Raw genomic sequence first — 13,720 nt, 5'->3', positions numbered from 1 at the left:
AATCCCGTGATGGATGGCCTTTTCAGGGCCGTTCCGGGCTTTTGATCAAGCATCACAAACGCAGCATCACGGGGGGCTTTGCGCGCGCATGGCACGTTACATCTTCATCACCGGCGGCGTCGTTTCCTCGCTTGGCAAGGGGCTCGCCTCGGCAGCCTTGGGCGCGCTCTTGCAGGCGCGCGGCTTCTCGGTCCGCCTGCGCAAACTCGACCCCTATCTCAACGTCGATCCCGGCACCATGTCGCCGTTCGAGCATGGCGAGGTGTTCGTCACCGATGACGGGGCCGAAACCGATCTCGATCTCGGCCATTACGAACGCTTCACCGGCGTGCCCGCCCGACTGACCGATTCCGTCTCCTCGGGCCGCATCTATTCCAATGTGCTGGAACGCGAACGTCGTGGTGACTACCTCGGCAAGACCATTCAGGTCGTCCCCCACGTCACCAATGAAATCAAGGACTTCCTCGCCATCGGCGACGACGAGGTCGATTTCATGCTGTGCGAGATCGGCGGCACCGTCGGCGATATCGAGGGCCTGCCCTTCTTCGAGGCGATCCGCCAGTTCAGCCACGACCGGGCGCGCGGGCAATGCATCTTCATGCACCTGACCCTCCTGCCCTATCTCGCCGCGAGCGGAGAGCTCAAGACCAAGCCGACCCAGCACTCGGTAAAAGAGCTGCAAAGCATCGGTATCGCCCCCGATATCCTCGTCTGCCGCTCCGAACAGCCGATCCCAGACAAGGAGCGCGAAAAGATCGCGCTCTTCTGCAATGTCCGCAAGGAACATGTGGTCGCCGCCTATGACCTCAAGTCGATCTACGAGGCACCGCTCGCCTATCACCACGAAGGGCTCGATCAGGCGGTGCTCGACGCGTTCCAGATCAGCCCGGCGCCACGCCCCGATCTCACGGTCTGGCAGGATGTCGTGGACCGCATCCACAACACCGACGGCGCGGTCAATATCGCCATCGTCGGCAAATACGTGCAACTGGAAGACGCCTATAAATCCATCAAGGAGGCGCTCATTCATGGCGGCATGGCCAACCGGGTCAAGGTCAATGTCGAATGGGTCGATGCCGAGATTTTCGAGCGCGAAGACCCCGCCCCGCATCTCGAAGGGTTCCACGCCATTCTGGTTCCGGGCGGCTTTGGCGAGCGCGGCACCGAAGGCAAGATCAAGGCCGCCGAATTTGCCCGCACCCGCAAGATCCCCTATCTCGGCATCTGCCTCGGCATGCAGATGGCGGTGATCGAGGCGGCGCGCAACGTCGCCGGGCTCAAACACGCGGGCTCCGAGGAATTCGACCTTGAGTCGGGCAAGAAACGGTTTGAGCCAGTCGTCTACCACCTCAAGGAATGGGTGCAGGGCAACGAGAAGGTGCAGCGCAATGTCAGCGACGACAAGGGCGGCACCATGCGCCTCGGCGCCTATGACGCGGTGCTCAAGGAGGGCTCCCGCGTGGCGCAGATCTACGGCACCACCGCGATCGACGAACGCCACCGCCACCGCTACGAGGTGGACACCAAGTATCGCGAAAAGCTGGAGGATTGCGGTCTGACGTTTTCGGGCATGTCTCCCGATGGCCGCCTGCCCGAGATCGTCGAATGGTCCGATCACCCGTGGTTCATCGGCGTGCAATATCACCCCGAACTGAAATCCAAACCCTTCGCACCGCACCCGCTTTTCTCGGATTTCCTGCGCGCGGCGGTGGAAACCTCGCGGCTGGTGTAACGCCTCAGCCGCGCGGCTCCTTGTATTTCAGGATATCGCGATCCACCCCCAGCCCGATCAGCGGCGCAAGCAACGCTCGCCAAAGTCTCGGGCGCGCGTGCCGCCAGGCGGTCTGTTCCGGCGGCGCGCTCAATTCATCGTTCAGCATCGGCGTTAGGATTGCCTCGTCGAGAATCCAGCGCCCGCGCCGCCCTTCGCGCCGGTCCGCCGCCTGATACTCAAGCCATCGCCGCAGGGCCCTGTCGCTGGACGGCTTGCTGCCGGGCTGCACCAGATAGAACCCGCTATTTATCCGCAGGCAGATATTGTCGAGCACCCGCGCCGTACCACGCAGCGGGTCGGGCACGTGACGCTTGGGCATGTAATTGAACCGCTCCGGTGCGCCGTTAAAAAACACACAAACGGCCACGCGCAGGTCGATCCCCTTTTGCGCCATGGCCCAGCCAAGCACCGGCTCGGGATGCTGCGACCAGTCATAATTGGTGACAAGATCGGCCATTTCCCGGGCCGGCAGGCTGCGAAGCTGTGCCAATTGCGCCTCTGCCGACATCCCGGCCCACGCGTCAGCCTCGCTCATATCAAACTCCGTATTTCTAGTAGCAGCAGGCCTTTCTTTCGGCTCACAAAATGGGATTTCTTGGGAGCAATTGTGTCACCGTTGCGGCGCTGCACATTTTCGCGCGCCTCGCATGAGATCGGCGAGAATTCGCTTGGGTGCGCGGCCCGCGCGGATTACGATTTACGGATGCTGTCCCGTATCCTGCACGCCTTTCAGGCGCCCAAGCCCAGTCCCCTGCCCGAACCCGACGAGAAGCTCGCACTCGGGGCGCTGATGGTGCGTGTCGCCAAGTCCGATCGCCACTATGATCTGGCCGAGATCAAGCGCATCGACCGTCTCCTCGCCCGACTCTACGGACTGAAACCGATCGAGGCAGCCAAGATGCGCGCGATCTGCGAGAAGCTCGAACATGCCGCCCCCGATACCGATCGATTCGGCCTCCTGATCCGCGAAACCGTCAGTCTCGAGGCCCGCGTCGCCGCACTCGAGGCGCTGTGGGAAGTGGTGCTTTCGGATGGCGACAGCCAGCCTCAGGAACTGCAGGTGCTCGACGCCGCCCGCGAGGCGATGGGGCTCAGCCATGCCGACAGCGACACCGCCCGCGCGCAAGCCGAGGCGCAATAAGCGCGCGCAATTCGCCATTGGCCCGCGCGCCGCATCGCCCTATACCTGTGGCCATGTTCGCAGATCTTCTCAACCGGCTGTTTCAGCCCGAACCTGATCCGCTCGACGATGGCGATGCCCGTCTGGCGCTCACCGCCCTGCTTGTCCGTGTCGCGCGCAGCGATGGCGATTATGCGGCCTCCGAAATCATTCGAATCACCCGGATCGTCGAGGCGCGGTATAACCTCTCGCATGACGCGGCCGAGGCGTTGCGCATGGATGCCGAAACCCTCGAATCCGAGGCCCCCGATACCGTCCGCTTCACCCGCGCGATCAAGGATGCGGTGCCCTACGAGGAGCGCGTCGCCGTAATCGAGGCGCTGTGGCAGGTGGCACTTGCCGATGGCGAGCGTGAGAGCCACGAGGATTCGCTCCTTCGGCTCGTCTCAAACTTCCTGGGTATCTCCGACCGCGACAGCGCACTCGCCCGCCAACGGGTCACATCCACCGAATGATCGCCGCCCTGCCGATGTATGACCGGCCCGAGACGGCAGCGGCCAATGACCGGCTCTGGCAGGCCATGCGCGCCGGTCTGGGATACGGCCCCGAGACCCTCACCCGCGACGGCGATCTCTGGGACATCTGGCAAAGCCCCGATCTGCTCATCGCGCAGACCTGCGGCTACCCGTTCCGCGCCCGCCTGCACCCACATGTGCAGCTCGTCGGCACGCCGGTCCTCGCCCTGCCCGACACGCCGCCGGGGCACTATCACAGCGCGCTTGTCGTCCGCGCCGACGATCCGCGCGAGGCCCCGCAGGACTTTGCCAGCGCTCCCTTCGCCTATAACGAGGCGCTCTCGCAATCGGGCTGGGCCGCGCCGCAAAACTGGGCCGCCGCACGCGGCTTCAGCTTCTCGAACCCGGTCAAGACCGGCGCGCATCGCGCCTCGGCCATGGCCGTCGCCGAGGGCCGTGCCGACATCGCCGCCATCGACGCGCTGACGTGGAACATCCTGCACACCCATGACCGATTCACCGACAATTTGCAGGTTCTCGCCCGTACCGAGCCAACCCCCGCCCTGCCCTATATCACCGCGCAGGCCAATGACCCGGCCCCGCTCTTTGACGCTCTGCAAACGGCCATCGCCGGGCTCTCGCAGGACGACCGCACAACCCTCGGCATCACCGGCATCATCCGTCTGCCCGCAACGGATTATCTTGCCGTGCCCAATCCCCCGCCACCGCCTCCGAATTGAGCTGACGATACGTCAATTCGGACGTCAGCCCCGCCATTCGCCCGCATTGCAAGTTGCATTGCACCATTTTTTCAGCCCTATTGTCATGAAAACGACAAACGACCAGCCAACAGGGTGACGCGCTTGACCACGACTCCGGTCCTCGAAATCCGTAATCTGCACAAGGCCTACGGCGCGCTCGAGGTGATCAAGGGCGTCGATATCACCGCGCCCAAGGGGCATGTGATCTCGCTCATCGGCTCGTCCGGCTCGGGCAAATCCACCATCCTGCGCTGCGCCAACCTGCTCGAGGACAGCCAGCAGGGTGATATCCTCTTCAAGGGCGAGCCGGTCAAATGGCGTGGCGAGGGGCTGAACCGCCACCCGGCGGACGCAGCCCAGGTTCTGCGCATCCGCACCAACCTTTCCATGGTGTTCCAGCAGTTCAATCTCTGGGCGCATATGACCATCCTGCAAAACGTGATGGAGGCCCCCGTCACCGTGCTGGGCCGCGACCGCGCCGAGGCCGAGCAGGCCGCGCGCGGCTATCTCGACAAGGTCGGCATCGGCGACAAATGCGATGTCTACCCGGCGCAGCTTTCGGGCGGCCAGCAACAGCGCGCCGCCATCGCCCGGGCGCTCTGCATGGAGCCCGAGGCACTGCTCTTCGACGAGCCGACCTCCGCCCTCGACCCCGAGCTTGAACAAGAAGTAATACGTGTTATCAAGGACTTGGCCAATGAGGGCCGCACGATGATGATCGTCACGCACGACATGAGCATGGCCCGCGATGTCAGCGATCACGTCGTGTTCCTGCATCAGGGCCTGATCGAGGAACAGGGCGCGCCCGACGCGCTCTTCGGCGCACCGAAATCCGAGCGGCTACAGGGCTTTCTCAGCTCCACCATGGCCGCCTGAGAGCAACCAACCAAAGGGAGAAACCACTCATGAAAAAACTCATGCTTTCCACCGCCGCCTTCGCCATGATGGCGGGCATGGCCATGGCGCAGGACGTCGTCCGCCTCGGCACCGAAGGCGCCTACCCCCCGTGGAACTTCATCAATGACGCGGGCGAGGTCGACGGCTTCGAGCGCGAGCTTGGCGACGAGCTGTGCAAGCGCGCCGAACTCAACTGCGAATGGGTGACGAACGACTGGGACAGCATCATCCCCAACCTCGTTTCGGGCAACTATGACGCCATCATCGCCGGCATGTCGATCACCGACGAGCGCGACGAGGTCATCGACTTCACCCAGAACTACACGCCCCCCGATCCCTCGGCCTATCTCGGCATGTCCGAGGGCGTGGACGTGACCGGCGGCGTGATCGCGGCACAGACCGGCACCATTCAGGCGGGCTATGTCGCCGAATCCGGCGCAACGCTGGTCGAATTCGCCACACCCGAGGAAACCATCGCCGCCGTCCGCAACGGCGAGGCGGATGCGGTGCTGGCCGATAAATCCTTCCTGGCGCCCGTCGCGGCCGAAGATGCCGACCTGATGTTCGTCGGCGAAGACGTGCCGCTTGGCGGTGGCGTCGGCATGGGCGTGCGCGAATCCGACGGCGAGTTGCGCGAAACTTTTGACGCCGCAATCCAGTCGATGAAGGATGACGGCTCGCTCAACGAAATGATCAAGAAATGGGAAGTCTCCTCGACCTTCGAGTGATCCAATCCCGCCCCCGCGCGCCCTGCGCGGGGGCCTCTCCACCCGAGGGAGGCCGCCATTTTTTCCTTCTGCGCCGATCCTGCCAGCCTTGAGGGCCTGAAATGGCTGTCGTGCTACCTCACCACGGGCAAGCACGCCAATCTCTATGTCGCCACCGGCACCGTGCTGCTCTTGCTGGCGATCACCGCGCCCACAGCACTGGCCTTCGGCTTTGGCGGCGCGATGGCCGCGCGCTCGCGCTTTGCCCCGCTCAGTTGGTTCGGCAAGGGCTATATCGCCATCGTGCGCGGCGTGCCCGATATCGCGTTTTTTCTGTTCTTCGTCATCGCTCTCGATCAGCTCTTCGAGGCGATCCGCCATAAGGTCAAATGCCCGGACTGGGATCAACCCATATGGCAGGGCAACGATTTCGTGGTCTGTCAGGCGGCCAAGCTGCCGCTTGGCAATGATCCGCAATGGATGCATGAAACCTACGGCTTTTTCCTCGCCGTCCTGACCTTCGCCATCGTCTTCGGGGCGTTTGCCGCCAACGTGCTATTTGGCGCCATGCGCGCTGTCCCGCATGCACAGCTTGAGACCGCCGCCGCCTATGGCTTCTCCCGGCGTCAGACCTTCTGGCGCATCCTCGTGCCGCAGATGTGGGTCTATGCGCTGCCCGGCCTCAGCAATCTCTGGATGGTGCTGACCAAGGCGACGCCGCTGCTCTTCCTGCTCGGTGTCGAGGATATCGTCTACTGGGCGCGCGAGTTGGGCGGCACCGCCAACCCCCGCTTTACCGACTATCCGCATGGCGACTGGCGGATGTGGTATTTCCTCGGCCTCATGGTCTTCTACCTCGGCCTCACCCGCATCTCCGAGATCTACCTCGAACGCCTGATGCAGCGCCTCACCCACGGCCAGGCCACCACCGGCGGCGAAGCGCAGAGGAAAGCGGCATGAGTTGCTGGCAGACCGTTCAGGACTATGCCTTCCGCTCCCTGGGCTATGGCGAACGCCTGCTCCCGCGCGAGGGCTATACGCTGTGCGAGCATTTCACCCTGATCGGCTCCGGCCTGATCTGGAATGTCTATTTCGGCACGCTCGCCCTGCTGGCCGGGTTCTTCCTCGCCACGCTTGTCGCCCTCGGCAAGGGCGCGCAGAACCCGGCAATCCGCAAGCCCTCGGAATGGTTCATCTTCGTCTTTCGCGGCTCGCCGCTCTTCATCCAGTTCTTTTTCGCCTATTTCCTGTTCCTCTCGCTGAAATCCGTCTCGCCCGTCTTCGACGCCTTCACCTCGGCCTGGCTCGGGGCACTGATCGTTCTGTTTCTCAACACCGCCGCCTATTCGGGGGAAATCTTCTACGGCGCGCTGCGTTCCATCCCCAAGGGCGATGTCGAGGCCGCCGATGCCTACGGCTTCACCGGCATGGCACGGTTTCGCCGGATCATCTGGCCGACCATGCTGCGCCTTGCCTGGCCCGCCTACACCAACGAGGCGATCTTTCTCTTTCACGCCACCACGCTGGTCTTTTTCTCGGGCTTTCCGGCCTGGCAACAACGCGGCGACGCGCTCTATTACGCCAATTACTTCGCTGACAAGACCTTCAACCCGTTCGTGCCCTACCCGATCCTTGCGGGATATTTCATCCTGCTCACGCTGGTGATCATCGGGATTTTCGGGCTGATCAACCGCCACCTCAACCGCCACCTGCCGCAAGAGGCACGGCGCGGGCTGAAACTGCGGATGAACGTGATCCGCTGACGGCATGGCCGATGTGCTCATCCTCATTCCCGCCGCCGGGGCCTCGTCGCGGATGCGCGGGCGCGACAAGCTGCTGGAGGAGGTGCGCGGTGCACCCCTTCTGCGTGACCGGGTCGGGATGGCGCTTGGCCTCGGGCACCCCGTCCTCGTCACTCTGCCCCCCGACAGGCCCCGGCGCGCCGAGGCGTTGCGCGATCTCGCACAGCCGCAGCTTTCCACCGTGATTGTCGAGGATGCCGCCACAGGCCTTTCCGCCTCATTGCGCGCCGGGGCCGATTGGGCACTGCGCCACGACCCTAGCGCGCTCCTGGTGCTCCTGCCCGACCTGCCGGACCTGACCGCAGAGGACATTAACACCGTCCTTCAAGCCTATGATGAGAGTAAAATAATCCGCGCCACGGCCCAGGACGGCACCCCCGGTCACCCGGTGCTCTTCCCGGCCGCGTTCCTGCCCGCGATGCGCCACCTCACAGGCGATCAGGGCGCACAGGACATCCTGCACGCCAACCCCGTTCAAACCGTCAGATTACCGGGCACCCGCGCCACCACCGATCTCGACACGCCCGAGGCGTGGACCGCGTGGCGCCACACCTCACCCGATCAGGACCGGTGATCCTTGTCCCGCGGCGGACGCTTGGCCCCGCTGCCCATGCGCTTGCCCACCGCATCCATCCCCGCATTCACACCCCGGCTCAGAAACCGGCGCATGACGATGCGGATCACCATGTTGATCATCTGATTGGCGTTCATTGCGCCTCTCCTCTCGCTGCCTCTTGCAGACCATAACATGTAAACGTGCAGATTTCAGGGCAGGACCGGCAGAAATTCACCGGCCGGGTGCGCGCGCCTCAATCCTCGAACAACTCGTTCTGCCCGGGCGCGGTCTCGGTCTCGTCGGCCTCCTCGCCCTCGCCCAGTTGCGGCATCGTGCCGGGTGGCGGGCGGTTCTCCAGCAACCCCGCCGCGCGCAGTTCCTTGAGCCCCGGCAGATCGCGCGCGCTCTCTAGCCCGAACTGATCCAGAAACTCCTGCGTCACCACGAAGGTCACCGGACGCCCCGGCGTCATCTTGCGCCGACCAAAGCGAATCCATTCCATTTCAAGCAGTTGATCGACGGTGCCCCGGCTGACCGACACGCCCCGGATCTCCTCGATCTCGGCCCGCGTGACCGGCTGATGATAGGCGATGATCGCCAATGTCTCGATCGCCGCCCGGCTCAGCTTGCGGGTCTCGACCGTCTCACGGCTCATCAGATAGCCCAGATCGGGCGCGGTGCGCATCGCCCAGGCATCGCCGACCTTGGCCACCCTGACCCCACGCCCCTCATAGCGTTTGCGCAGATGCACCACCGCCTCTGCGGGGTCACAGCCATGTGGCATCCGCTCGCCCATATCGCGCGTGCTCAGCGGCTCGGCGCTGGCAAACAGCATCGCTTCAACCATCCGCTCCTGCTCCGCCATGGGCGGCGCATCAAACAGGCTTTCTTCTTTCTTTTCCGTTTCTTCTGACAAACTCTTAATCCTTACGCCGCAGCTCGATCGGGGCGAATGTCTCGGCCTGCCGCAATTCTACCCGCCCTTCTTTCACCAATTCCAGCGAGGCCGCAAAGGTCGACGCCGTCGCCGAGCGCCGCCGCCCCGGATCGGTGGTGAACCCGTCCGGCAAATAGCTTGAGATATCCGTCCATGTCCCGGCAAAGCCGATCAGCCCCCGCAACCGCTCCAGCGCCTGTTCCATCGTGAAAATCGCGTCCCGGTCCATGACATAGGGGCGGAACTCGTCGCGCGTCCTGATCCGCGCATAGCCCTGCATAAGGTCCAGCAACGTCGCGGTATACTGCACCTTGCGCAGCCGCATCACGTCCTCGGGAATACCGCGCGCAAAGAAATCCCGCCCCAGCCGGTCGCGCCCCATCAGCCGCGCCGCGCAATCGCGCATCGCCTGCAACCGCTCCAGCTGAAACGCCAGATGCGCCGCCATCTCCTCGCCCGAGGGCCCGTCTTCCGACGGGTCGGGCGGCAACAGCAACCGTGATTTGAGAAACGCCAGCCACGCCGCCATCACTAGGTAATCGGCGGCCAGTTCCAGCCGCAGCGCCTTGGCGCGCTCCACGAAGGCCAAGTATTGTTGCGCCAGCTGCAGGACAGATATCTTGCGCAGATCGACCTTTTGCGTCCGGCTCAGCGTCAGTAGCAGGTCGAGCGGCCCCTCGAACCCGTCCACATCGACGATCAGCGCCTCGGCGGCCAGACGGTCCGCCACATTGGTCACTGCCTCACCCTGATCGAAGTCGTCCTCAGCCATGCAAGCGCCCACTCATCAGCGCGTCAAGCTGCGCCGAGAGGGCCGAAATGTCAACCGGATCGGGCGTTTTACGCCATGTCAGAGCCCGCTCCGCCCGGCTTTGCGCCGCGTCAGACATCGCGCCCGCCGCCTCTGCCACCGCCTGCCGCTCCGCCAGCGTGCCGTTGCAATGCAGGATCACGTCACAGCCTGCGCCAAGCGCCTTGCGCGTAAGATCAGGCAGCGTGCCCTGCAGCGCCTTCATCGAGATGTCGTCGGTCATGATCAGCCCGTCAAAGCCGATTTCCTCGCGGATCACCCGCATCATCGGGGCGGACAGCGTGGCGGGCAGGCCGTCGATGGCCGAATAGACCACATGTGCCGTCATCCCGAGCGGCAGGTCATTTAGCAGCCGAAACGGCTCAAAATCAACATCTTGCAGGTCACTCTTCACGGCATCCACCAGCGGTAGATCGTGATGGCTGTCGGCCTCGGCGCGGCCATGCCCGGGGATATGCTTGACCACCGGCAGCACGCCCCCGTCCAACAGCCCCTCCGCCACCGCACGACCAAGCGCGCCCATCGTCACGGCATCCTCGCCATAGCAGCGATTGCGCAGGAACGGATGCGTGCGCGGCCCGGCCACGTCGACCAGCGGCGCGCAATTGCTGTCGAGCCCGAGCGCATGCAGTTCCGCCGCGATGATCCGGTAGCGCAGATACATCGCCCGTGCGGCCTCGGCCCCCGCCTGCGCCACCTGATCCAGCGGCGCGGGCCAGTCGCGCCAGTGCGGCGCGCGCAGGCGCTGCACGCGCCCGCCCTCCTGATCAATGGTGATCACCGCGTCATGCCCCGCCGCCTCGCGCATCTCGGCGCACAGCGCCCGCACCTGATCCGGCGTGTCGATATTGCGCGCGAACAGGATGAACCCGAACGGGCGCGCATCGCGAAAAAACGCTTTCTCGTCAGGGGTCAGACACAGCCCTTCGGCATCGAGGATCGTCGCGCCGTAGCGCGTCACCGGGTGACCACCGGGATGCAATCGGCGCGTTCCGCCACCAGAGCCGAGCAGAACCGCCGCGCCTCGCCGAGATCGGCAAAGCCCATGGCGCGCAACCGGTAGAACGTCCGCCCACCACTCTCGGCCTTCTGGATCACGCGGTTCTTGCCATCCAGAAAATCCTCGAACCGGGTCTGCAACCGGTCCCATTCCTCGCGCGCCACCGCAGCCGATTCAAACGCCCCAAGCTGCGCAAGGCGTGTTCCTGTCGGGATCGCCTCGGGATCAATCTCTTGCGCCGCCTCATCCGTGCTGCGCGCCGCCGCCACGGCAAGCGCCACGGCCTGCGACACGTCCGGCCGCTGACGCGGACGCAAGGACCGGCTCAGCCCACCCTCGACGGTCGCCTGCTCCGGTTCCTCGGCGGCATCCTCCTGCGGCGGATCAAGCGGGGTCAGCGGGGCGACATCCTCGGCGACCAGATCGGCCAGCGCCTGCACGGAGGCTTGCTGAAGCACCTCGGGCGCGTCATCCGGGGTTTCCTCACCCGCCTCGGCGGTCGGGCTGACCTCCGCCGGTTCCGCAGTCGCTGCCGCCACTCGCGGCACATCCTCCAGCGTCAGGTCAAGCGGCGGCGGCGCCAGGATCAGGCGATCCGCAGGTGCCGCGGCGATGCCCTCGGCGGCCACCGCATTGACGGCCAGCCCCTGATGATCGGCCGCCTGTCCGCCCGGATCCTCGGGGGCCACGCGCATCGGCCCCTCGACCGCGCGCACCACCGGCACACCCGAAACGTCGCGCATGATGAGTTCATAGCCCCAGACGCCCACCCCCGCGACAAGCGCAAATGACAGGACCGCGCCTGTGATATTGGTGAGTGTCCCGAGTGCCGCCGTGCGTGCGGGCGCCGGTTCGAACCCTGCATCGTGCATATCAGCCATGCTCTGCCTCTTGCCTCACCGGCGATACATGGCCGCCGGGAATTGATTACACTGCCTCATCCCCGGCTTGATGTCGGATCGCTTAACGCATCTCTTCCGCCGGAGTTACCCCCAAGATACCAAGACCTGCGCAAATAACAACGGTTACGGCGCGCACGAGGGCGATTTTCGCCTGCGACGTGGCCGGATCGCCCTCCTGCAGAAAGCGCAGCGACGGCTCGTCATGGCCGCGATTCCACAGCCCGTGCAGGTCCGAGGCCAGATCGTAGAGATAGAACGCCACCCGGTGCGGCTCGTTCGAGCGGCCCGCGATCTCGACAAGGCGCGGCCATTCGGCGACCTTCTTGGCGACCGCGATCTCGGCCTCATGGGTCAGCCCCGACAGATCCGCCGCCGCAAGCGTGGCATCGTCGACCGCAATCCCCGCGTGCTGCGCCTTGCGCAGCACCGAATTCACCCGCGCATTGGCATATTGCACGTAGAATACCGGGTTGTCCTTCGATTGCTCCATCACCTTGTCGAAATCGAAATCCAGCGGCGCATTGTTCTTGCGCGTGAGCATGACAAAGCGGGTCACATCCGCGCCCACCTGATCGACCACATCGCGCAGGGTGACAAACGTGCCCGCGCGCTTCGACATCTTGAACGGCTCGCCGTTCTTGTAGAGCTTGACCAGTTGGCACAGCTTGATATCGACCGGCACCCGGCCTTCCGACAGCGCCGAAACGGCCGCCTTCATCCGCTTGACATAGCCACCGTGATCGGCACCGAACACGTCGATCAGCAGATCGAACCCCCGGCTGATCTTGTCATAGTGATAGGCGATATCGGGCGCGAAATAGGTCCAGCCACCATCCGATTTCATGATCGGGCGGTCCACGTCATCGCCATGCTCGGTCGATTTGAACAGCGTCTGCTCGCGCGGCTCCCAATCCTCGGGCATCTTGCCCTTGGGCGGCTCCAGCACGCCGCGGTAAATCAGGTTCTTGCCCCGCAGATCCTCGATCGCCGCCTCGATCAGTCCGGTCCCGTAGAGCGATTTTTCCGAGAAAAACACGTCCATCTCGACGCCAAGCGCCTTGAGATCCGCCCGGATCAAATCCATCATCGCCTCAGTGGCGAAATCGCGGATCGCTTCCAGCCAGACCTCTTCAGGCTGACCAACATAGGCATCATTCACCTTGTCCTTGAGCGCGCGACCGACCTCGATCAGGTAATCGCCCGGATAGGTGCCGTCGGCAAAGGCCACCTCCTGCCCATGCGCCTCCAGATACCGCAGGTAGACCGACCGCGCCAGCACATCGACCTGCGCGCCGCCATCGTTGATGTAATATTCGCGCGTGACCTCATAGCCGTTGAAATCCAGCAGGCTCGCCAGCGCATCGCCAAAGACCGCCCCCCGCGTATGGCCCACATGCAAGGGCCCGGTCGGGTTGGCCGAAACATATTCGACATTGACGCGCTTGCCCTGCCCGAAATCCGAGCGCCCGAAATCCGGCCCCGTCTCCAGCACGTTTCGCAGCACGCGATGCCACAGCCCCGGCGCCAGCCGCAGGTTGAGAAACCCCGGCCCGGCCACCTCGGCCACGGCAACGCGGTCGTCCTCGGCCAGCATGTCGGCCAGCGTGGCGGCAATGTCGCGCGGCTTCAGCCCGGCAGGCTTGGCCAGCACCATCGCGGCATTCGTGGCCATATCGCCATGCGCCGGATCGCGCGGCGGCTCCACCGTGACATTGCCCATGTCGAGCCCCTCGGGCAACTGTCCCGCGCTCTGCATCCGGGCCAGTGCATCAAGGACGAGACTGCGGATGTCGGTAAAGAGATTCATGGCACGCCTTTCCTGCTGCGATGCGCGCCGGTTTACCACCGATAGCCCCCGCGTCAATCATTCAGGCCCCAGATGCAGGACCGAGCCACAAGGCCCGGCCCAATTCCCCGCCGCCAGCGCCTCGACCGCAG

16 protein-coding genes are annotated in these 13,720 nt (G+C 64.4%); 9 read left to right on the top strand and 7 right to left on the bottom strand.

Annotation, left to right across the window (positions count from 1 at the left end):
• Positions 1 to 88 precede the first annotated feature (88 nt).
• Entirely contained in the window at positions 89 to 1,732 is a 1,644-nt protein-coding gene (gene pyrG, locus RID11_RS04990) for a CTP synthase (protein WP_350136324.1), read from the top strand.
• A gap of 4 nt (positions 1,733 to 1,736) precedes the next feature.
• Here pyrG and RID11_RS04985 read toward each other — a convergent pair whose 3' ends face one another.
• Entirely contained in the window at positions 1,737 to 2,309 is a 573-nt protein-coding gene (locus tag RID11_RS04985; protein ID WP_350136323.1) for a hypothetical protein, read from the bottom strand.
• Positions 2,310 to 2,477: 168 nt separating this feature from the next.
• Here RID11_RS04985 and RID11_RS04980 point away from each other — a divergent pair, with 168 nt between their 5' ends.
• The 8 genes from RID11_RS04980 (at position 2,478) to RID11_RS04945 (ending at position 8,150) form a co-directional block, all read left to right on the top strand.
• Positions 2,478 to 2,915, top strand: coding sequence for a tellurite resistance TerB family protein (locus RID11_RS04980; RefSeq protein ID WP_350136322.1), 438 nt, complete (start codon positions 2,478 to 2,480; stop codon positions 2,913 to 2,915).
• A 53-nt stretch (positions 2,916 to 2,968) separates the two neighbouring features.
• Complete coding sequence (locus RID11_RS04975; RefSeq protein WP_350136321.1) at positions 2,969 to 3,409, top strand: tellurite resistance TerB family protein; 441 nt, start codon at positions 2,969 to 2,971, stop codon at positions 3,407 to 3,409.
• The gene (locus tag RID11_RS04970) at positions 3,406 to 4,149 is read left to right on the top strand and encodes a phosphate/phosphite/phosphonate ABC transporter substrate-binding protein (RefSeq protein WP_350136320.1); all 744 of its coding nucleotides are present in this window, start codon (positions 3,406 to 3,408) and stop codon (positions 4,147 to 4,149) included. The genes RID11_RS04975 and RID11_RS04970 overlap by 4 nt, the downstream gene beginning before the upstream one ends.
• Positions 4,150 to 4,272: 123 nt before the next feature.
• Entirely contained in the window at positions 4,273 to 5,046 is a 774-nt protein-coding gene (locus tag RID11_RS04965; protein WP_350136319.1) for an ABC transporter ATP-binding protein, read from the top strand.
• Between the two features lie 29 nt (positions 5,047 to 5,075).
• A complete protein-coding gene (locus tag RID11_RS04960) occupies positions 5,076 to 5,795 on the top strand; it encodes a transporter substrate-binding domain-containing protein (protein WP_350136318.1) in 720 nt (239 codons plus the stop codon).
• 57 nt (positions 5,796 to 5,852) lie between these two features.
• Complete coding sequence (locus RID11_RS04955) at positions 5,853 to 6,734, top strand: ABC transporter permease (RefSeq protein WP_350137725.1); 882 nt, start codon at positions 5,853 to 5,855, stop codon at positions 6,732 to 6,734.
• On the top strand, positions 6,731 to 7,537 hold the full coding sequence (locus RID11_RS04950) for an ABC transporter permease (protein WP_350136317.1): 807 nt from the start codon (positions 6,731 to 6,733) through the stop codon (positions 7,535 to 7,537). The genes RID11_RS04955 and RID11_RS04950 overlap by 4 nt, the downstream gene beginning before the upstream one ends.
• A 4-nt stretch (positions 7,538 to 7,541) precedes the next feature.
• Entirely contained in the window at positions 7,542 to 8,150 is a 609-nt protein-coding gene (locus tag RID11_RS04945) for a nucleotidyltransferase family protein (RefSeq protein WP_350136316.1), read from the top strand.
• Here RID11_RS04945 and RID11_RS04940 read toward each other — a convergent pair.
• The 6 genes from RID11_RS04940 to argS all read right to left on the bottom strand — a co-directional run bounded on the left by RID11_RS04940 (position 8,138) and on the right by argS (position 13,589).
• Positions 8,138 to 8,287 (bottom strand): hypothetical protein, encoded by a 150-nt coding sequence (locus RID11_RS04940; protein ID WP_350136315.1) that lies wholly within the window; start codon positions 8,285 to 8,287, stop codon positions 8,138 to 8,140. The two genes, RID11_RS04945 and RID11_RS04940, sit on opposite strands and share 13 nt — an antisense overlap.
• Before the next feature lie 98 nt (positions 8,288 to 8,385).
• Positions 8,386 to 9,048 (bottom strand): SMC-Scp complex subunit ScpB, encoded by a 663-nt coding sequence (gene scpB / locus RID11_RS04935; RefSeq protein WP_050663432.1) that lies wholly within the window; start codon positions 9,046 to 9,048, stop codon positions 8,386 to 8,388.
• 4 nt (positions 9,049 to 9,052) lie between these two features.
• Entirely contained in the window at positions 9,053 to 9,841 is a 789-nt protein-coding gene (locus RID11_RS04930) for a segregation and condensation protein A (RefSeq protein WP_350136314.1), read from the bottom strand.
• Positions 9,834 to 10,841, bottom strand: coding sequence for a beta-N-acetylhexosaminidase (gene nagZ, locus RID11_RS04925; RefSeq protein ID WP_350136313.1), 1,008 nt, complete (start codon positions 10,839 to 10,841; stop codon positions 9,834 to 9,836). The genes RID11_RS04930 and nagZ overlap by 8 nt, the downstream gene beginning before the upstream one ends.
• Complete coding sequence (locus RID11_RS04920; RefSeq protein WP_350136312.1) at positions 10,838 to 11,761, bottom strand: SPOR domain-containing protein; 924 nt, start codon at positions 11,759 to 11,761, stop codon at positions 10,838 to 10,840. The genes nagZ and RID11_RS04920 overlap by 4 nt, the downstream gene beginning before the upstream one ends.
• A gap of 82 nt (positions 11,762 to 11,843) precedes the next feature.
• Complete coding sequence (gene argS / locus RID11_RS04915) at positions 11,844 to 13,589, bottom strand: arginine--tRNA ligase (protein WP_350136311.1); 1,746 nt, start codon at positions 13,587 to 13,589, stop codon at positions 11,844 to 11,846.
• Between the last annotated feature and the right edge of the window lie 131 nt (positions 13,590 to 13,720).

The organism is Roseovarius sp. (assembly GCF_040219995.1).
Taxonomy (GTDB): domain Bacteria; phylum Pseudomonadota; class Alphaproteobacteria; order Rhodobacterales; family Rhodobacteraceae; genus Roseovarius.
The sequence above is the reverse complement of the archived record's forward strand: the minus strand, read 5'-3'. Positions and strand labels throughout refer to the sequence as shown.